Origin of the sequence: Nonlabens tegetincola, assembly GCF_002954355.1 — a bacterium.
Classification (GTDB): Bacteria; Bacteroidota; Bacteroidia; order Flavobacteriales; family Flavobacteriaceae; genus Nonlabens; species Nonlabens tegetincola.
In genome coordinates, this window is the sequence record NZ_MQVV01000014.1 from 162,716 (window position 1) to 183,577 (window position 20,862).

At 35.3% G+C, this 20,862-nt stretch carries 16 protein-coding genes, 1 tRNA gene and 1 pseudogene; 8 read left to right on the forward strand and 10 right to left on the reverse strand.

What is annotated here, in order from left to right; translation table 11 throughout:
- Positions 1-35 precede the first annotated feature (35 nt).
- The 5 genes from ychF to BST93_RS07700 all read right to left on the reverse strand — a co-directional run bounded on the left by ychF (position 36) and on the right by BST93_RS07700 (position 3,540).
- Positions 36-1,130: a redox-regulated ATPase YchF gene (ychF, locus tag BST93_RS07680; RefSeq protein ID WP_085774424.1), complete on the reverse strand. Its 1,095-nt coding sequence runs from the start codon at positions 1,128-1,130 to the stop codon at positions 36-38.
- A gap of 201 nt (positions 1,131-1,331) precedes the next feature.
- Positions 1,332-1,949, reverse strand: a complete 618-nt coding sequence (locus BST93_RS07685; RefSeq protein WP_105018699.1) for a GFO_1091 family lipoprotein — start codon at positions 1,947-1,949, stop codon at positions 1,332-1,334.
- Between the two features lie 68 nt (positions 1,950-2,017).
- Positions 2,018-2,566, reverse strand: a complete 549-nt coding sequence (locus BST93_RS07690) for a GFO_1090 family protein (RefSeq protein WP_105018700.1) — start codon at positions 2,564-2,566, stop codon at positions 2,018-2,020.
- A 6-nt stretch (positions 2,567-2,572) separates the two neighbouring features.
- Complete coding sequence (locus BST93_RS07695) at positions 2,573-3,034, reverse strand: PG0215 family putative anti-sigma factor (RefSeq protein ID WP_105018701.1); 462 nt, start codon at positions 3,032-3,034, stop codon at positions 2,573-2,575.
- Complete coding sequence (locus BST93_RS07700) at positions 3,031-3,540, reverse strand: GFO_1088 family ECF-type sigma factor (protein WP_042278480.1); 510 nt, start codon at positions 3,538-3,540, stop codon at positions 3,031-3,033. Before BST93_RS07700 ends, BST93_RS07695 begins: the two co-directional genes overlap by 4 nt.
- Positions 3,541-3,747: 207 nt before the next feature.
- Between BST93_RS07700 and BST93_RS07705 the strand changes: the two genes are divergently transcribed.
- From BST93_RS07705 to BST93_RS07720, 4 genes are all read left to right on the forward strand, one after another.
- A complete protein-coding gene (locus tag BST93_RS07705) occupies positions 3,748-5,157 on the forward strand; it encodes a GFO_1087 family putative carboxy terminal peptidase (RefSeq protein WP_258150501.1) in 1,410 nt (469 codons plus the stop codon).
- A gap of 13 nt (positions 5,158-5,170) precedes the next feature.
- Positions 5,171-6,469: a hypothetical protein gene (locus BST93_RS07710; protein WP_146104994.1), complete on the forward strand. Its 1,299-nt coding sequence runs from the start codon at positions 5,171-5,173 to the stop codon at positions 6,467-6,469.
- 70 nt (positions 6,470-6,539) lie between these two features.
- The gene (locus BST93_RS07715; protein ID WP_105018704.1) at positions 6,540-9,671 is read left to right on the forward strand and encodes a VPS10 domain-containing protein; all 3,132 of its coding nucleotides are present in this window, start codon (positions 6,540-6,542) and stop codon (positions 9,669-9,671) included.
- Complete coding sequence (locus tag BST93_RS07720; RefSeq protein ID WP_105018705.1) at positions 9,664-9,897, forward strand: hypothetical protein; 234 nt, start codon at positions 9,664-9,666, stop codon at positions 9,895-9,897. The genes BST93_RS07715 and BST93_RS07720 overlap by 8 nt, the downstream gene beginning before the upstream one ends.
- Before the next feature lie 136 nt (positions 9,898-10,033).
- On the opposite strand, the gene BST93_RS07725 is transcribed toward BST93_RS07720, so the two are convergent.
- The gene (locus BST93_RS07725) at positions 10,034-12,439 is read right to left on the reverse strand and encodes a M43 family zinc metalloprotease (protein WP_105018706.1); all 2,406 of its coding nucleotides are present in this window, start codon (positions 12,437-12,439) and stop codon (positions 10,034-10,036) included.
- 382 nt (positions 12,440-12,821) lie between these two features.
- On the opposite strand from BST93_RS07725, the gene BST93_RS07730 reads away from it, so the two are divergent.
- From BST93_RS07730 to BST93_RS07740, 3 genes and pseudogenes are all read left to right on the forward strand, one after another.
- Positions 12,822-14,675 carry a DNA topoisomerase IV subunit B gene (locus BST93_RS07730; RefSeq protein ID WP_105018707.1) on the forward strand — a complete coding sequence of 618 codons (1,854 nt, stop codon included), beginning with the start codon at positions 12,822-12,824 and terminating at the stop codon, positions 14,673-14,675.
- 1 nt (position 14,676) lies between these two features.
- A complete protein-coding gene (locus tag BST93_RS07735; protein WP_105018708.1) occupies positions 14,677-14,901 on the forward strand; it encodes a hypothetical protein in 225 nt (74 codons plus the stop codon).
- Positions 14,902-14,975: 74 nt separating this feature from the next.
- Positions 14,976-17,659, forward strand: a pseudogene (locus BST93_RS07740) (DNA gyrase/topoisomerase IV subunit A).
- Positions 17,660-17,695: 36 nt separating this feature from the next.
- Here the strand turns inward: BST93_RS07740 and BST93_RS07745 are convergent.
- The gene (locus BST93_RS07745; protein ID WP_042278290.1) at positions 17,696-17,995 is read right to left on the reverse strand and encodes a hypothetical protein; all 300 of its coding nucleotides are present in this window, start codon (positions 17,993-17,995) and stop codon (positions 17,696-17,698) included.
- Positions 17,996-18,099: 104 nt separating this feature from the next.
- On the reverse strand, positions 18,100-18,975 hold the full coding sequence (locus BST93_RS07750; protein ID WP_105018709.1) for a phosphatase PAP2 family protein: 876 nt from the start codon (positions 18,973-18,975) through the stop codon (positions 18,100-18,102).
- Between the two features lie 179 nt (positions 18,976-19,154).
- Between BST93_RS07750 and BST93_RS07755 the strand changes: the two genes are divergently transcribed.
- Positions 19,155-19,228 (forward strand) — tRNA-Arg (locus tag BST93_RS07755).
- An 83-nt stretch (positions 19,229-19,311) separates the two neighbouring features.
- Here the strand turns inward: BST93_RS07755 and crcB are convergent.
- Entirely contained in the window at positions 19,312-19,683 is a 372-nt protein-coding gene (gene crcB, locus BST93_RS07760) for a fluoride efflux transporter CrcB (protein WP_105018710.1), read from the reverse strand.
- Positions 19,680-20,705, reverse strand: a complete 1,026-nt coding sequence (locus tag BST93_RS07765; protein ID WP_105018711.1) for an SRPBCC family protein — start codon at positions 20,703-20,705, stop codon at positions 19,680-19,682. Before BST93_RS07765 ends, crcB begins: the two co-directional genes overlap by 4 nt.
- Positions 20,706-20,862 lie beyond the last annotated feature (157 nt).

Consider the following 20,862-nt stretch of genomic DNA (forward strand, 5'->3'; position numbering starts at 1 on the left):
CAGTAATTACCTTTCAATATATGATTAATAAAGATTTATACGTTGAATAGGAAATGCATTACATCACCGTCTTGAACGATGTATTCCTTACCTTCAACTTTAAGTTTACCAGCTTCTTTCACTTTTTGTTCTGAGCCGTATTCTACGTAAGTGTCATATTTGATTACTTCGGCTCTAATGAATCCTTTTTCAAAATCGGTATGGATAACTCCAGCAGCTTGTGGCGCAGTAGCTCCTATATTGACGGTCCATGCTCTTACTTCTTTTACACCAGCTGTAAAATAAGTTTGTTGATTGAGTAATTTATAAGCAGATCTTATCAATTTTGCACTTCCTGGCTCTTCAAGACCAATATCAGCTAAGAACATTTGACGTTCTTCATAATCATCCAACTCGTTTATATCAGCCTCGGTTCCAACAGCAAGTACAAGTACTTCAGCATTTTCATTTTTCACGGCTTCTTTAACTTGTTCTACATAGTCGTTACCCGAAACAGCAGCATCGTCATTTACATTGCATAAATAAAGTACAGGTTTATCAGTGATAAGTTGCAACGGTTTTACAAATTCATCACGATCGTCTTGATCAATTTCAACAGCTCTTACGCTTGTGCCGCTTTCTAAAGCTTCTTTAAGCTGTTCTAGTATTGCAAGTTCTTTTTGAGCTTCTTTATTACCAGTCTTTGCAGCCCTTTTAACTTTTTCTAGCTTTTTTTCTACAGTTTCTAGGTCTTTTAATTGAAGTTCAATATCAATCGTTTCCTTATCTCTTATAGGGTCTACACTACCATCTACATGAACAATGTTATCGTTTTCAAAACATCTTAAAACATGAATAATAGCATCGGTCTCTCTAATATTCCCTAAAAATTGATTACCTAAACCTTCACCTTTACTGGCTCCTTTTACTAAACCTGCAATGTCAACTATTTCTACAGTAGCAGGAATTACCTTTTCTGGTTGTACAAGTTCTTCAAGTTTTGATAATCTAGGATCTGGTACATTAACAACACCTACATTAGGTTCTATTGTACAAAATGGGAAGTTGGCACTTTGTGCCTTGGCATTTGATAAACAATTGAATAAGGTTGATTTTCCAACATTAGGTAATCCTACAATTCCTGCTTTCATTACTAAACAATTTTATGAGATTCACATATCTTCCAAATTTTCTTTTGCATCGTCCTGATCAATTATGAAAAGATATGTTGTTTGTTTTTAAAGGCTGCAAATATACAAGTAAAGCATCTTTAATTAGTTAGTTTCAAAAAGTAGAGCGTAAAAAAAATCCTCTTTTATCGAAGAGGATTTTATAAGTGAATTATTTCTAATCTACTGAATATTAATACCACTGTTTTCTAGGGCTTCTTTAATACTATCTTCATCAATGTTGTTATCGCTATCGGTTTTAATCCCAAACCCTTCAAGCATATTCTTTACCTTTTGTTCGTCAAGATCACTGTTTTCTAACTCTTTCATCATTTTCATGATATCATTAAGATTCATATTGTCACCTGTGATTCGGGCAAGTCCCATTCCTACTTTTGGCATATTTGCATACACTAGAACCTCATCGATAGCATCCTTTTCTCCTTCATACACTAGATGAACTTTCATATCATCAGAACTATGTCTCATCAATGTTTTATAAGAATCACTTTTAAGAATTTTATCTAAGCGTTCTCTTTCTTCTTCAAAATTTACTTTTTTAGCATCCTTAGGTAGTGCTACCAGATTAATTTTGTTAATGGATTCATAGGCTTTTTGTGAATCTTCACTCATGTTATCCATTTTAAAACCTACGATACCCTTAGGTACACTGGTGGACAGATATCCATCCTTTTCCTGAGTATCAACAAGAAATTTTTGTAAGCTATCCTCTTTTTCACAGGAAACCAAGGCAAGAGCAAGGAATAAACTAGTTCCTATAAGTTTGATTAAATTTTTCATAGTAGTTTGATTTAATGGTTTATAAATTACACCTCTTGTAATTTTATACAAGAGGTGTTAATTGTGTTTTACTCCTGAGTGGCTTGTTCAATCTGTTTTTGTCCAGGAACATTAAGCTTTTCAGTGATTTTTGAAACTTGATCTAGATCTAGGTCACCGGTGATAACAAGAAATACGGCATTAGGTTCATCGCTATTTACGTTATTGATAAGCATTACCAATTCGCGTATTTTTTTATCAGAGCTACCCTTGCGCATGTGGAATGTAAATAATTGACCATCCTCTTTAACATGCATCAACTTAACTAGCTTTTTTGATTCGATATACTTATTTGCCATTGCGGCCATACGAGTAGCACTTTCTGGATTATCGGTAGCATACACACGTAATTCAGTAAGCTTATCTATCATCTTTTTCATCTCCTTAACCTCTTCATCTTGGGAATTAAAGTCAATGTTTGCAATAAGGCCAAACATTTCACTCGTTACCACTGTTTCTGATGTGTTTTTAAGATTGCCCATGGCATCTAGGTTTTGAGCAGTTGTGTAGGTTACACTTAGAATAAATACTGCTAGGTATAATAACTTTTCATTGTTGTACTTTTTTGTGATTGTGATTGTTTTCTATTTTACTAATTGTATAATGGGTTCTGTTTTTTGATTAACATGTTTAACAGGTGCCAGTTTACTTTTTCCTTTATTAAATTTCTCACTGACTAATTTCAGTGCATCCATTGTTGCAGCATAGGCTTCTTCTGGAGATTCGTAAGTTCCTAAATCTGCTTTTTGATTATAAGAATAAAACCCAGCGCCAACTGCTATTAGAAATGAGAATCCTGCGGCGATTGCTAGACCTTTCCAATTAGAAAAGCCTGTTTCATTACTAGTGGAATGTGCTGGTATCGCTTTCGCGAAAGCGTCAAATTCAATATCCTCTTCTACAGCATCATCTTCAAAAGTTTTGAACATGGCAGAATACATTTTGTGTTCTGGAGCTATATCATTTGAATTGAAATAGTCTCTCAATTGCTGCTCCTCGGTTAAAGAGGTATTGCCTTCCCAATATTTTTGTAATAATTCATTCATGCTATGTCTGCTTTAAAATGAGACTCTAATTTTTCTTTGAGCATTTTACGAGCTCTACTCAAACTTACTCGAACAGCTGTTGATTTCATTCCCATTATTTGTTCAATGGATTCAAAATCATACTGTTTAATATCTCTTAATTCCAGAATCGTTTTATACTGTTCTGGTAGTTCTTTAATCATTTTTTGTACCAGTTTAACTTGTGCCCGTCGTTCTAATTCTTCTTGAGCATTACGTTCATCATACTCATAATTGTTGTGAACAATTTTAAGATGACTGGCCTGTTTACTTTTAAGTCTATCTAATGAATAATTACGAGTCATTTGCATGGCATAAGCCTCTTTATTATTGATAGAACTCAAGCTGTCTTTTTTCTCCCAAAGCTTTACCATTACTTCTTGTACGGCATCTGCTGCCTCATCAGAAGAACTTAAAAGTCTTTTAGCGAGAAAGTACATTTTGTTTTGTACTTCTTTAAAAGTATTTACAAAAGTTGTTTGGTTCATTGTTGTGGTTCTATTATCATGACGAGGACCTTCAAACATTGTTACAAAATGAAAATAAAAAATCGTAAATTATTGTAAGATAGATTGTTGCTTTTGTAATGATAGGTGGTTTCAAGTAAAATTAGGTGAAATATACAGGTTCAAGGGGAAATTTATGGCAATGTTTTTGTGATTACTTTTACTTACATTTACTACAAATTGATGAGAATGAATATTAAAAAGCTTTTGATAATACTGGTATTGGCAGTATCGGTAACAGCGTGTTTTGATGACAACGATGATGTTTTTGCCAGTGGCAATACGGTTAAAAATTTTGTTTATCGAGGTATGAACGCTTTCTATTTATACAAAGCCGATGTGCCTGTTTTAGATAACGATCGATTTGCGACGGTAGCAGACCTAGAAGAATATCATGCACAATTTCCATCACCAGAATCCTTTTTTAGTTCCTTGATTTTTGAACCAGAAAATGTAGATAAATTTAGTGTCATTTTTGAAGATTACGTAGTCCTACAAAATGTGTTATCAGGTCAAAATTTAAGCAATGGAATGGAATTTGGTCTCGTGGCCGAGGATGGAAGTGCATCCGACATCTTTGGTTATGTAAGATACGTTCAGCCTAATTCTGATGCCGATTTGCAAGGTGTGACCAGAGGAATGGTTTTTAACGGGATTAATGGCATACGACTTACACGAAATAACTTTCAAACCTTATTGTCGCAAGATTCTTACAGTATTGATCTGGCTACACTATCGGGTAGAACGACAACATCAACTGGAAATTCAATCGCATTAAATAAACAGGTGCTTCAAGAGAATCCTATTTTATTATCTAAGGTCATAGATCAAGGTTCTCAAAAGATAGGCTACTTGATGTATACTAGTTTTCTATCCCAATTTGATGAGGATTTAAATAATGTATTTGCTAATTTCCAAGCTCAAGGTGTTACACATTTAGTATTGGACTTGCGATATAATGGTGGCGGATCGGTCAATAGTGCGATCACTCTTGCCAGTATGATATCTGGTAACCCAACTAGTGATGTTTTCTCAACCGAAGAATGGAATCCAGATGTACAACAATTTTTTCTAGATAATAATCCAGAAAGACTTACTAATTTCTTTAGACGTACAACTATTAATAACAATGCATTAAATACACTTAATCTAGACAAGGTACATATTATTACCACAGGTAGCAGTGCTAGTGCGAGTGAACTTGTCATAAATGGATTAGACCCTTATATAGATGTAGTTCAAGTAGGTGACCATACAGCAGGTAAATTTCAAGCCAGTATTACTCTATACGACAGCCCAGATTTTTCATTTAATAATGTTAATCCTTCTCACAGGTATGCTATGCAACCTTTAGTTTTAAAAAGTGTTAATAGTGCAGGAGTTACAGATTATTTTGATGGTCTTGCTCCTGATATCAGAATACTTGAGGATTTTGAAAATTTAGGTGAGTTAGGTGATGAAAACGAGCCTTTATTAAAAGCATGTTTAGATGATATAGCTTTAAATGGAAGATTACAAAATAGAACTAGTCAACCTGAATTCCAACTTATAAGTGATAGTAAGGACTTTAAGCTACTAGGTAATGATATGTGGAAATAAAATGAATAGCATTGTGAATTTTACCAAATTTCCAGCATACGTAATTATAATCGTTACACTTTTCTCTTCACAGATTAATGCTCAAAAGCAATACTTCGATCAGTTTGGTGAGGCGTTGACAAAAAAAGAGTTTAGGAAATTAAAGCGTAAGGGTAGTGATAGCTTACTTGAAATAACCAGTATGGATAATCAAGTGAATGAATTACGCCTGAGACGTAAAATTGTAGAGGTCTCAAATTCTAACGAAGAAATTAATACTATAAATCAAATCACAGGAAATAGTTTTGATACTGAGCAGCCTTTACTAATTCTTTATTATCCAACTATTGAAGAGGCAACTTTAGTAAGGGATGAATTACTAATTTCTAAACATTGGTACACACGAGAATATGCTATTATACTCAGAGAAATAAATAAATCCTTGGGTAATATTCTAATTGTTGCTGGGCCTAATCCATTTAATATAAAACTACCAGGAATATATAATGATGATTTAAATTACTTTAAGTACACTTACTTCAATTCTAAAATAAGTACTGCGTCATTTTTTTATCTATCAGAAGAAAACTCGTTTATTGAACCTATAGATTTTATGATTACTTATGCTTCTCTTAATCAAAGGAAATGGATAAGTATTAAAGATTATGAACCAGTAAAAAATGATTCTGTGACCGAGGAGATTGTAACAGTAAATAACTTGTTACAGCCTACAAAAGTCCCTAAAACTAATCAATTGGTAAAAAAGATTGAATACTTTACACTCAATCAATCTAAAGTATTTAAAGTGATACATGAAATGGATGAAGTAAAAACCATTGATACGGTATTGCGTAATAATCTGGCAGATTATTTATTTGATATCTCAGGCCAAGTAGTAGAACGTAATGATACTATAGTAATTGATTTTAATAAATACTATACGTACCAGGATTACAGTTTAATTTATGAGATAAAACGCCGATTAAAAAGAACGGTAGAACGAGAGGATAATCAAAAATATTTTCATGTAGTAGAACCAGGTTCTCTATACATACCAGAAGAAGGATATTATGATTTTGAGGATAATATTAGAAAAACTTTTTTACCAGAATATTCTAATCATTTAGGTAGTTTAATAGTCATTTTCCCAGATGGTAAAATGACCTTAAGTAATAGTGAGGAATTTGAATTTGACATCTATGATCTTTTAGATTACGAGAAATTTAAACGAACTAGAGAAAGATGGTATAAAAATAATACGTCAATGGGAATCGTTACTCCTAGTGTACAAGAACCTCGAAAACAATTCAATCCTGCTTTATTAAATCAGTAGCGTTAACAAGTTTTTAATGATTTCTTTTTGTCATTCGTTTGTATTTTAGTGCTCTTAACTAAAATAACTCATGAAACGTATTCTTTTATTTTGCTTTTTGGCATCGGTTATGATTACCAATGCACAAGAAGTAAACCTTGATTTATTCAAAGATTTAAAACCTAGAAATATTGGCCCAGGTGGAATGTCTGGTCGTGTAACATCCATTGATGTTGTTGAAAATCAACCTGAAATAATTTATGCAGGTACCGCTAGCGGTGGCTTATGGAAAAGTGAAAACGGTGGTGTAGCCTGGAATCCTATATTCGATAATGAAAAAACAGCCTCCATAGGAGCTGTTGCTGTACAACAAAGCAATCCTAGTGTAATATGGGTAGGTACTGGTGAAGGTAATCCTCGTAATAGTTTGAACGGTGGTTATGGTATTTACAAATCATTAGATGGTGGTAAAAGCTGGACTTGTATGGGACTTGAAAAAACTCGCCACATCCATCGTGTGATCATAGATCCCACAAATCCAGATGTTGTATATGCAGCTGCGATAGGTTCACCTTGGGGTGTTCATAAGGAGCGAGGAGTTTATAAAACTACCGATGGTGGTAAAAATTGGGAAAAAGTTTTATTTACCAATGAGTCATCTGGTGCTGCAGATTTAGTAATGGATCCTACTAATCCTAATAAACTAATTGCTGCTATGTGGGAACACAAAAGAGATCCGTGGTTTTTTAAATCTGGTGGATCTGGTTCAGGCTTGTACATCACACATGACGCTGGAAAAAATTGGAAAAAGATAACCGAAAAAGATGGATTGCCTAAAGGCGACTTGGGTAGAATCGGTGTCGCTATAGCTCCTAGTGAACCTAATATAGTATATGCACTAGTTGAATCTAAAAAGAATGCTTTGTACAAGTCTACTGATGGAGGATTTAACTGGAAAAAAATAAATGATAAAAGCGATATAGGGAATAGACCTTTTTACTATTCTGAGATTTATGTAGATCCACAAAATGAGAATAGAGTATATTCTATTTTCACTTACGTAAACGTATCTGAAGATGGTGGAAAAAACTTTACCCAATTAATGCCAGCTTACGGTGCAAACAATGGCGTTCATCCCGATCATCACGCTTGGTATATTCATCCAAAAAATGGAAAATTTATGCTTGATGGGAATGATGGTGGACTTAATATCACTTATGATAGAGGTAAAACATGGAGATTTATTGGTAATTTACCAGTAGCGCAATTTTACCATATTAATGTAGATAATGAATTCCCTTATAACGTATATGGAGGAATGCAAGATAACGGTAGCTGGCGTGGTCCAGCATATGTTTGGAGAGCTCAGGGAATTCGTAATAGTTATTGGCAGGAAATTAGTTTTGGTGATGGATTTGACGTTGTTCCAGATCCTGATAACAATCAATTCGGTTATAGTATGAGTCAACAAGGTTTTGTAAGTCGTTACGACTGGAAAACTGGAAATAATTACAGTGTAAGACCTACTCATCCTGATCCAGACGTTCAATTGAGATTCAATTGGAATGCAGCCATTAATATTGATCCATTTGATAGCAAAACTTTATATTTCGGAAGCCAATTTGTACACAAATCAACCGATAAAGGCTTGACCTGGAAGGTAATATCTCCCGATCTTACCACAAACGATCCAGAGAAACAAAAACAATCTGAATCAGGTGGTTTAACAATGGATGCAACAGGTGCCGAAAATCACACAACCATTTTAGTAATCGAACCTAGTGATGTTGAAAAGGATGTCCTTTATGTAGGAACAGATGATGGTCGAGTACACGTTACTAAAAATGGAGGAGATAGTTGGACTGATATTTCAAAAGGACTAAAAGGTTTACCACAAGGTAGCTGGATTGCACAAATCAAAGCAAGTAAATCTAAAAAAGGACACGCCTTACTTATTGCAAACGATTACCGTCGTTTTAATTACGAGCCATACGCATACCGTACTACAAATTATGGTAAAAGCTGGGAACGTATTGTTGATAAAGACGATGTAGTAAGCTATACTTTAAGCATCATAGAGCATCCTGAAGAAAATAATTTGATGTTCCTTGGTACAGACGATGGTCTTTATGTGAGTTTTGATGCTGGTGAAAACTGGCAAAAATACACACATGGTTTCCCAACAGTTTCGGTTAAGGATATGGTAATCCATCCTCGAGAAAATGATTTGGTAATAGGAACCTTTGGTAGAGCAGCTTGGGTTTTAGATGATTTAGCTCCATTTATCGCTTTCGCGAAAGCGAACTCACAATCAAACATAGCTCTATTTGAACCACCAGTTGCTTATATGGCAAGATTTCAACAGCCTACTGGTAGTAGATTTGGTGCAGATGCGATGTTCCATGGAGAGAATAGAGATACTGGCGGTAGGTTTAAATACTACTTTAAAAAGGATCCAACCGTAGCAAAGGATTCCACAAAAACAGACTCCTTAATGCTTAAAATTTACAGAGGTGAAGAACTTATACGCACCTTGAAAAGAAAAGCTCCAAAAGAAGAAGGTATTTATTCATGGAGATGGAATCTTACAGAAAAAGGAGTTAATAGACCTTCAAAATCAGTAAGAAAGAGTACGAGAGAACCATCAGGATTAAGAGTTTTGCCAGGAGACTACAAGGCGCAACTAGTCTATAATGACGTTATAAGTACAACCATGATAAAAGTCCAAGACGATCCTAGAATTACTGAATATACAGATGTTCATGCCAAGGAAAAGTATGATGCTCTAAAAAAACTCGAACAATTAACGGTTAAAATTTCTGAGGTTACCGATAAATTGGCAGAGAATATTGAGAAAGCCAGCAACTTTAAATCCTATTTATCAAAATTAGATAAGGAGTCTTATAAGAACGAAATTGAGGCAACTGAGAAAATGGTAGATACATTGAAGAAGGAGCAAGAAAAATACTTTGGTAAGGTAGATAAACGCCAAGGAATTACTAGGAATCCCGAAATTACTGTTCTTAATAGACTGTATGCAGCTCAAAGTTATATAGGTAGTCGTCAAAGTTCTCAAACAGCTACAGAAGCTCAACTGTATGAACATGCAGAAAATGCAGTTGATAAAGCAGTTAAGGAGACTAAATCTCTACTTAATACTCATTGGCAACCTTACGTTCAAAAAATGAAGCAAGTGTCTATCGATACCTTTAAAAATGAGTAGTAGAAAAAATGTTACCTACTTTCTCGTAGCTTTAATAGGTAGCCTCACCTTAGGATTAGCTCCTTTTATACCAGAACCTCATGTGGTTGGGAAATGGCGCTGGCTTTTAGGAGGAGCAAAGGGTATGAAGTTTATGGATTATTTCGATCTATTTTTACACAGCTTACCTTTCATTTTGTTATTGTTTATGACAATTAAATTGTTACCTATAAGAAGGAGAGACTAGAGAAATAAAAAAGCCGGTTTACAATTTGTAAACCGGCTTTTTTATTTGGTAGGTGATAAAAACCACAACCCTTATTTAGGGTATAATAAAAAAGGCTGCCTTCAAAAGGCAGCCTTTTCTTAATTAATTAAATCAATTACTTTTTAACAAACTTACGCGAAACTGTTGTTCCATTTGCTTGAAGTTGTATGATATAAACATTAGGATTTAAATCACCTACGATTATTCCTTCCTTCATCACAGCACCGCTTGCTACCTTGCGTCCTGTCAAATCGTATATTACAAACGTAGATTGTTGTTCTATACCGGTAGTGAATAGAATATCTCTTACAGGATTAGGGTAAACACTGATAGCATTTACAGGAATAGATACTTGTGAATTATTAGAATCTCTTGCTGTACCACATTCACCTAGATTTACCCATTGTCCAGGTTGTAATTCAAATAGGAAGTTTTGATAAACAACCTGATCGCCTACTGAGTAGGAATTATTACTGTTGTAAGCAGGAACTCCATCACATTTGTCTGTTGACGCTGTGGCAGTTGTTATTCTTAAGTCATCAACAGCAATGTCACCTTGCCAAGATGAAGTTGTATTAACCACAAGTCGCAATTGTACATCCTGTCCTGCATAACTAGCTAGATCAATATTTGCTTGTCTCCATGCTGCTCCTTGATCTCCTTGAACGCTGAATATAGTGGAGTAAGCACCACCATTACTAGCATCCACTCTTAATGAACCTACAGCATTACCAGTCATTTGATATTGGAAAGAAAGTGTGGCATTTGATGTTGAAGTAAGATCAAAACATGGAGAGTCTAAAGCTGCTACTTTATTAAAATTAGGATTAGATGCTTCTACATAAATATAGAAAGATCCTTGAGCAGCACCGCTAGGTCCTGTACTACTTGAAGGAGTTCCACCAGATCGTAAAGTCCAATCTAAAGAATCTGTATTATTTTGAGACCATTGTCCTAGAGTATTTTCAAACCCTTCTGAATATGGGAAATTTGAAACACCATTTGCACATCCAGAACCACCACCAGATGAACCACCTTCAGAAATAGATATAGCATCGACAGCAATGTCTCCTTGCCATGAATTTGTTGTATTAACTACAAGCCTTAACTGTTCTACATTAGAACTTAGTGTTACATTAGCCGTTTTCCATGAAGCTCCTTGATCTCCAGATTGTGTAAAAAGAGTAGACCAGGATGAACTACTTGTATTCCTAGATTGTAATTCAAGAGTACCTACTGCATTACCAGTCATTTGATATCTAAAGCTAACATCTGGTGAAGAACCAGCAGCAAAATCTAAACAAGGTGAATTTAAAATTGCAGTTTTATTAAAATTAGGGTCTGATGCCTCTACGTATACGTAGAAAGATCCTTCATCAGCACCGTTAGGTCCTGTGCTACTTGATGGAGTTGTGCCAGATCTACGAGTCCAATCAAGAGAATCACCAGTATCTTGAGTCCATCCACCAAGTGAATTCTCAAATCCATTTGAATAAGGGAAACTATCAATTGTACTGCTACATCCTGTATCACCACCACCAGATGGCGGCGTACATTTTGTAGACTGCGCTAGCGCAGCATGAAAACCTCCATTTAATAAATTGGCTCTCATACGTGCTTTTTGTCCAGCGGTAAACAAGTTCATACAAGCATCATCAGAATAATCCATGTAATTTTGGACCATATCTACAGATCCACAAGAAACACTACCTATTTGACAACCACCATTAGAGGCGTCAGACTCTGGTGTGTCTGCAACAAAATCATCGGCACCACAAGGTCCATCACCCCAAATGTGGCGCAAACCTAAAAAGTGACCTACCTCGTGAGTAGTTGTTCTTCCACCATCAAATGGTGCCGAAACAGCGCCTACACGCCCAAAATAATTGTATCCCATAACAACGCCATCAGTTGCACGGTTTCCACCAGGAAATTGAGCATATCCTAAAATACCTGGTCTACCATTGCTGTTAAGAGCAGAAACAGTCCACATATTTAAATATTGAGTGGTATCCCAAGGGTCGGTACCACCAGTTGCACTACTTTTCATTCTATTTTGCGTGGTATTCCAAGATGTAACACTAGAAGCTTTACGGGTGATACCATTGGTAGGGTTACCATTAGGATCAACTTGCGCTAGACAGAATTCTATTTGCATGTCTGCTGCTTGTGACCATGTGTTATCTCGATCGCTATTAGTTCTTCTAAAATCCTCGTTGAGCACATCAATTTGAGATTGAATTTGAGCTTGACTTATATTTTGAGTAGCATTGCTATAAATCACATGAACAACAACAGGAATGGTTATAACAGCCCCATTCACGGCTTTTTGTTGAATTAAATCATTGGCTTTCTGTTGAATGTATCGTTCTTCTTTTGCGATTTTTTGGGCAAGGCTAGGGTCTTGTGCCATGGCGTATTCCATATCATCATGTGTAGAGCAGTCACGTTGTTGGGCCATGGCTAAAGTAGAGATTAGCATAAACAGAGCTAATACTCCAATTGAGTACATTTTCTTCATGTATAAATATTTAGGGTTAACATTTGAGCTCTGAATATAGGGATAAACTAATTATTTTATCAAAAAATTAACTATTCATAGCATAATATATATTTTTTTTATGTAAACCTAAGAATATGATAAATATGGGTTAGTAGGTCGATAAACTGTATATGAAAAACTTAATAGACTTAATAACAGCTCGATAAGATTAGTGGTGTTAACAAAGTAATTTTAACTTCGGTTACATTTAGTCTCCTTCTACCGATAATAATGGGTTTAATTATTGTAAAAGATTTTTATTCACAATAAAAGATAAAACTCTGTTAATTAATTACGCTTTCGCGAAAGCGTAATAAGCATTACAATTAGTATATTTCAAGCTACTACAGATAGATGGGATATGGCAGAAAACGTACAATATACTGAGGATAATATCAGGTCATTAGACTGGAAGGAACACATAAGAATGCGTCCTGGGATGTATATCGGTAAACTGGGTGATGGATCTAGTGCCGACGATGGAATCTACATCCTACTGAAAGAAGTTATTGACAACTCGATTGATGAGTATGTGATGGGTGCAGGAAAAACTATCGAGGTGTCCATTCAAGGTGAACGTGTTATCGTACGTGATTATGGACGTGGGATCCCACTAGGAAAAGTGGTTGATGTTGTCTCAAAAATGAACACTGGTGGAAAATACGATAGTAAAGCCTTTAAAAAATCTGTAGGATTAAACGGTGTAGGTACTAAGGCCGTGAACGCTCTTTCCACTTATTTTAGAGTAGAATCTACACGTGATGGGAAAAGTGCAAGTGCCGAGTTTGAAAGAGGTGAACTTACCGACAAGGATTTTCTTGAAGAGACATCAAGACGTCGAGGTACCAAAATGACATTTGTTCCCGATGGTGAAATCTTTAAAAATTTTAAATTTAGGCCTGAGTATGTCTCTCGCATGCTTAAGAACTACGTGTACTTAAATCCAGGTTTAACCATTATCTACAACGGAGAAAAATATTTTTCTGAACATGGTCTAAAGGATTTATTAAGTGAAAAAATTACCGAATCCGATAGGCTGTATCCAATAATACACTTGCGAGGTGATGATATTGAGGTGGCTATTACTCACAGTAAAACACAGTACAGTGAAGAGTATCATTCCTTTGCAAACGGTCAAAATACCACCCAAGGTGGAACGCATCAAGCTGCTTTTAGAGAGAGTGTAGTAAAAACGGTGCGTGAGTTTTATGGAAAAAACTATGATGCGAGCGATGTTAGAAAATCCATTGTAAGCGCTGTGGCTATTAAGGTGATGGATCCTGTTTTTGAATCTCAAACTAAAACTAAATTGGGTTCTACAGAAATGGGTGGAGACTTACCAACTGTAAGAACTTTCATTAACGATTTTATTAAAACATATCTAGATAATTACCTACACAAGCATCCAGAAACTGCTGACGCTCTTCAAAAGAAAATTATACAAGCAGAAAGAGAACGCAAGGAGCTTTCTGGTATTCGTAAGCTAGCTAGGGATAGAGCCAAAAAAGCTAGTTTGCACAATAAAAAACTAAGGGATTGTAGAGTACATCTAGGAGATACTAAAAAAGAGAACAATCTAGATAGTACTTTATTTATAACGGAAGGAGATTCTGCAAGTGGATCTATAACAAAATCACGTAACGTAAACACACAAGCGGTATTCTCATTACGCGGGAAACCATTGAATTCCTATAACATGAGCAAAAAAATTGTTTATGAAAACGAAGAGTTCAACTTGCTACAAGCTGCTCTCAATATTGAGGATAGTATGGAGGATTTGCGTTACAACAAGATTGTCATTGCAACTGATGCCGACGTGGATGGTATGCATATACGTTTGTTATTGATTACTTTTTTCCTGCAATTTTTTCCTGAATTAATTAAAAAGGGGCACTTGTATATTTTACAAACACCCTTATTTAGAGTTCGTAACAAAAAAGAAACAAGGTATTGTTATACACCAGAAGAACGAGCTGCCGCACTTATGGAATTAGGTAAAAATCCAGAAATAACTCGATTTAAAGGATTAGGTGAAATCAGTCCAGATGAGTTTGTTCATTTCATTGGCGAGGACATGCGATTGGATCCAGTGATGTTGGACGATGGTATGAGTATCGATGATTTATTGAAGTTCTATATGGGTAAAAACACTCCAGATCGTCAAGAATTTATTATTGACAATCTTAAGGTAGAAATGGATGTGATAGAGGAGTAGTATGATTAAATACAAACATGTGATAATTGTAGCTGTGATAGCCGTTCTACTTTTTTTGATAGGTAGCACGTTTAAAATATTACACTGGGCGTTTCCTTATGGAAATGGTAATTATTTAGGTGGTGAAGACTTAATTGTACTATCAACTGTTATGTGGATCATATCGGGTACTTTATTAATAATAAAAGCCTATAAATCTAAAGGTGATCACTTTTTCAATAGATGAGGATGTATTGAATTTTGAGTGAGAACATACAAATAAAACACAGTTAACTAATAGCAGATAACTGAAACGAGTAAATGAGCGAAGAACACGAAGAACTAGAGCATTTAAACAGTAGCGATCAAGAACAGCATTCTACTGAAACTATAACCAGAGTTACAGGAATGTACAAGGAGTGGTTTCTTGATTATGCAAGCTACGTGATATTGGAACGCGCTGTACCAGCGATAGAGGATGGTTTTAAACCAGTACAGCGACGTATCATGCAATCGATGAAGGATTTAGACGATGGTAGGTACAACAAAGTAGCCAATATTGTAGGACATTGTATGCAGTACCATCCTCATGGTGATGCCAGTATAGGTGATGCTATGGTGCAAATTGGTCAAAAGGATCTTCTTATAGATATGCAAGGTAACTGGGGTAATATTTTAACTGGTGATCCTGCAGCAGCTTCTCGTTATATTGAAGCTAGACTCTCAAAATTTGCTCTTGAGGTATTGTATAATCCTAAAATTACGGAATGGCAATCTAGCTATGATGGTAGGAGAAAAGAACCTATAAATTTACCAGTAAAATTTCCATTATTACTTGCACAAGGCGCTGAAGGTATTGCGGTAGGTTTGAGCACCAAAGTATTACCTCACAATTTTAATGAGCTCATTGATGCTAGTATCAAGCATTTACAAGGAAAAAGATTTAAAATTTATCCTGACTTTCCAACAGGCGGCGAGGCAGATATTTCAAATTATAACGATGGTTTAAGAGGCGGTAAAGTGAGAGTGCGTGCCAAGATGCACTCGCCTGAAAAAAACACCATCGTAATTACAGAGATACCATACTCAACAACTACAAGTTCCCTTATTGATTCTATTTTAAAGGCAAATGAAAAGGGAAAATTAAAATTAAACGTATAGAAGACAACACTGCTGCACAAGTAGAAATCGTCGTTCATTTGCCTAGTGGTTTATCACCAGATAAAACCATGGATGCTCTTTATGCCTTTACAAATTGTGAGGTAAGTATTTCACCATTAGGCTGTGTAATTGAGGATAATAAACCACTATTTATTGGTGTTTCTGAGATGTTGCGTCGTAGTGCAGATCATACTGTTCAATTACTTAAGTCAGAACTTGAGATATTATTGCATGAGGTTGAAGAACAATGGCACTTTGCTTCTCTAGAAAGAATATTTATTGAAAATAGAATTTATAGAGATATAGAAGAGGAAGAAACTTGGGAAGGAGTAATTAGTGCAATCGATAAAGGACTTAAACCACATATTAAGCACCTGAAGCGTGCAATAACCGAAGAGGATATTGTTAGGTTAACTGAAATTAGAATCAAGAGAATTTCAAAATTTGATATTGATAAAGCACAACAAAAGATTCAAGCTCTAGAAGATCGCATTGCAGAACTTAAACATCATCTAGAACATTTAATTGAATTTGCCATAGATTATTTTACTAAACTCAAGAAGGATTATGGTCAAGGTAGAGAACGCAAGACTGAGCTGAAAAACTTTGAGGATATAGTAGCAAGTAAAGTAGTTATTAGAAACACAAAACTATATGTTAATAGGGAAGAAGGTTTTATAGGTACAGCTCTTAAACGAGATGAGTATGTATGTGATTGTGCAGATATTGATGACATCATAGTATTTACAAAAGATGGTACGATGATGGTGACAAAGGTGGATTCCAAAACCTTTATAGGAAAAAACATAATCCATGTCGCTGTATTTAAGAAAAAAGACAAACGTACCATTTACAACGTTATCTATAAGGATGGTAAGTCAGGACCTAGTTATATAAAAAGATTTGCTGTGACTAGTGTGACACGAGATAGGGCTTACCCTATGGGTAAATCAGATAAAGGTTCTGTAGTTCATTATTTCAGTGCAAATCCTAATGGTGAAGCTGAAGTTGTTACAGTAAACTTAAGACAGCAAGGCAGTATTAAAAAGCTTAAATGGGATATAGATTTTAGTGAAATCCTCATTAAAGGAAGAGCATCTAAAGGAAATCTCGTAACGAAGTATAACATTAAGAAGGTTGAGCTTAAAGAAGAAGGTGTAAGTACACTTAAACCTAGAAAAATTTGGTTTGATGATACAGTACAGCGTCTTAATGTAGACGGTCGTGGTGAATTACTAGGTGAATTTAAGGGAGAAGATCGTTTACTTATTATCAATCAAAAAGGTATCGCAAAGACTATTATTCCTGAGGTAACTGCTAGATTTGATGATGATATGGTAGTCCTTGAAAAATGGGAGCCTAAAAAACCTATCAGTGTTATCTATTATCACGGTGAGAAGGAATTATTTTATATCAAAAGGTTTTTTATAGAAAACCCAGAACGAGAAGAAGGTTTTATTCCAGATGTACAAGGATCCTATCTCGAGGTTATATCTACTGATTATCGCCCTATGGCAGAGCTGGTTTTTAATAAACCTAGAGGTAAAGAACAGCCGCCTAATGAAGAGGTTAATATTGAGGAATTTATCGCTGTAAAAGGCATAGGTGCTCAGGGTAATATGCTTACTAAATCCAAAGTGAAACAAATTAACTTATTAGATGCGTTACCATATGAGGTACAGGAGGAAAATGAAAGTGAAAATGATGAAATAACCACCTCAAAAGAACATCTTGAAACGTCACAACAAACTGATGCTAAAGATGAACCTACGACCAATAAGTCTGAAGATAGTAATCTTCCAGAACCACCGGTGGATGATACGGGACAAAGTAGTCTGTTTTAAATTACGCTTTCGCGAAAGCGTAACAAAAAATATTATTTATTTACTAGGAACGTCTATAGTTGGTTTTTGATCTGATTTGTTAAATACGTAAGTAAATAACCACGTAAGTGTAAAGGTAGGAATGATATCCATACCAGGAACCAGTTCTTCTATTGTAGTAATGATACCAGCTGCAACACCTGTTTTTCCTGGGTAGAGTAGGGTCATGAGGTAACCTGCTATGGGTGCCCAAAATAAATCTGTCGTCTCTCCTAAAAATGGAAGGATGTAAGATGACATACCTACTAAATCTAAGGCTATACTGGCAAAAAGTTTTGATTTTTTAGATTGAAACATATTCAGTTTTTTAAACTGTTTAGTTCAAATAACGTTCCAAACTTATTTTTTAGTATCTCAAAAAGGATTAATGCTTTGTATTTTAATGTTTTAGAAAGGTAGGTTTAAAAGTTTAATGTTAGGCCTACCGTATTTGGAGTCGCACTAAAACTGAGAGAGTAGGAACGTTGTTTAGGTTTTTTAGTTCCATAACGCTGCTCGCCATATCCATTTCTAGTATCTAAATATCTATCTACGGCTTCTACGGTTGCAATAGTAATAGCAAGACTTAGAATTACATCGGTTAAGTAGTGAGCTCCTTTCCAAACACGTGAAGCAGGTGAAACTAAACCTAGGGTATAAATACCTGCTTTTACCCAGGGATTATCAAAATGTTTTGCGAGCGCATAGGCTGTGGTGAATGACAAAATGGTATGACCAGATGGGAATGATCTATAACCGGACTCGCCAGAAAACGGTCTAAATTCAGATTTTCCTACACCAGTTTCTGGTCTACCACGTCCAGTAACAGATTTTAAAAACTGTTGTAGAAGACCACCAGCGGTTGCGCTGCTTATCATCAATACACCTGTTCGCCTCCATTCAGGGCTTTTGGTAAATAGTCCGTACAAATAGATACCACCAGTTACACCATAATTGTTTTGAGGACTTCCAAAGTACCATCCAAAATCACTAATTACAGTTGGAATATCGTCTTGTTGTCTGCGTGCCCAATCGCTTGTTTGTTCATCAACTAAATACAAACCACCAACAAGACCAGCAGTAGCACCTGCACGCAACCAATCTCTTTGTTGCCAGTGAAAAGGCCTTGAATAGGTGTAGGCTACACCATTAAACGCATTTTTTCCATCATAAGCTAGTAGCTGCCAGGTATTCATTTCTTCAACTTGTAAAGATGTGAATTTATCTGATTTGAAGTTTTGACTAAAAGATAAACTGTTGGTTAAAAGTAGAATAAGAATGATTACTAGTCGCCTCATAGGTAAATGATAATTTGCAAAGATACACTTAGAAGTTGTTTTGATACGCTGATTAACAATAGTCTATGAAATAAGTGTAATATTTCTACTCAAAAATCTAATTTTAATTTTTAACAAAACAAAATAATAGTATATTTGCAACCGCTTTTCACAATAGCGCTTGATTATTGTACAAGCATGGTCGCGTAGCTCAGCTGGATAGAGCATCTGCCTTCTAAGCAGACGGTCACAGGTTCGAATCCTGTCGCGATCACAAAATAAAAAAACCACGCTGATAAGCGTGGTTTTTTTATTTAAGGAGATATCCTTTTTTAATATCTTGATTAATGGACTGGATTAGATAAATGATTTAAAAATGCTATATCCAAGGTACAGCATAATCATTCCTAGTATCATACTTCCGAAAAAATAAAGACCTGCATTTAAAAAATCTCCATTTTTAATAAATTTTACTAATTCTAATGAAAAGGTTGAGAAGGTGGTAAGGCCACCACAAAATCCTATTCCTAATAATAAATATCTAGGATGTGATATACTATCTGTACGCTCAGTCAACTGCCATAAGATTCCCAATAAGAAACAACCTAGAACATTTACGATCAAGGTAGGTAACCATTTTATTGTACCAGAATTCAAATATATGGAAACGGCATACCTTAGGTAACTACCTATGCCACCACCAATAAAAACTAAAAAGAAGCTTTTCATTCTTGAATAGGTAAATAAATTTCTGTTAGATATGCTGCTGGATTTACCGTTTCATCTTTAGAAATTCTATAAACGATATAAGGAGAAATATCAGAGGCATCTAAATTATTCGAGACTCTATAAGCTGTTGCCTCTTCCCAGGCTTTATTTAAAAATTCATGTTTTCCTTTTAAGGTTGCTTTAATGGCCTGAGTTGCAGGTGTAAAACCACATAAAACATTGCTGCCTGTTTCAGTTTCTATTCTATCTTTAACAGGAATGGCAGCAGAAAATATTAACTGACCTAAAGTAGGATCGTTTTTTTCAAAAATGATCATAGGATTTCCAAATGGCTTTATATCATGAATATTCATGTACTTTTTTATGTTTTGAAACATACTTTCTTGCAAGGTTTCCATGGTTTTTGTTGTTGCACTTGTCGACATGTATAAGTAGTAACTGCCGCCTGTATCAAGAACTCCATCCACTGATACTGTATATTTATTCAATTCCTGTCGTACAACACTGTTCAAATTCTTAAGGCCTTGTTGATACATAGGTCTTATTTCCTTTTCTAAATCAATTCCAAAAATCGCGTTGAGCATTTTTTCTTTCAGGCTATTCTCACCTTTAATATTCCAAATAACTTTATTTGCTTTTTCCTCAGGCATTATCATCATACTTACCTCACTATTGGAAACAGCAAATCCACTATCGTACTGCATATCAAAGACTATTTTCTTATTTGGGTCTACGTTTGTGATAGTCATTTTACCATTACCATATTCATCTGTAAAGGTGTAATAGCCACCTACACCGCTTGTTTGTTCTCCCATTGTCGAGTTTATACCATCTTGCATGGTCCATGGATTCCAATTATTCCAACTTTCAAAATCATCTATTTGCTCATAGATAACTTGTGTAGGTGCTTCGATAGTATATTCTTCAGTAATACTGTATGTTCCGTCTTGAAGGGAGAAATACACTACGCTGGCTATAATACCAATTACTAATAAGATGATGAAGTACTTTAATGCTTTCATAGCGTTGATAGAATTAATGGCCAAAAAGGTATGACAAATCTATATAAAATAAAACTGCCAGCTGTATAAGCCGGCAGTCTGATGAAAGTCTAGAGACTTTCTTCCCCCTAAAATTCAGTTAATAAAAGAAGTATTGGTCGATTGTGAAAATCCTCTT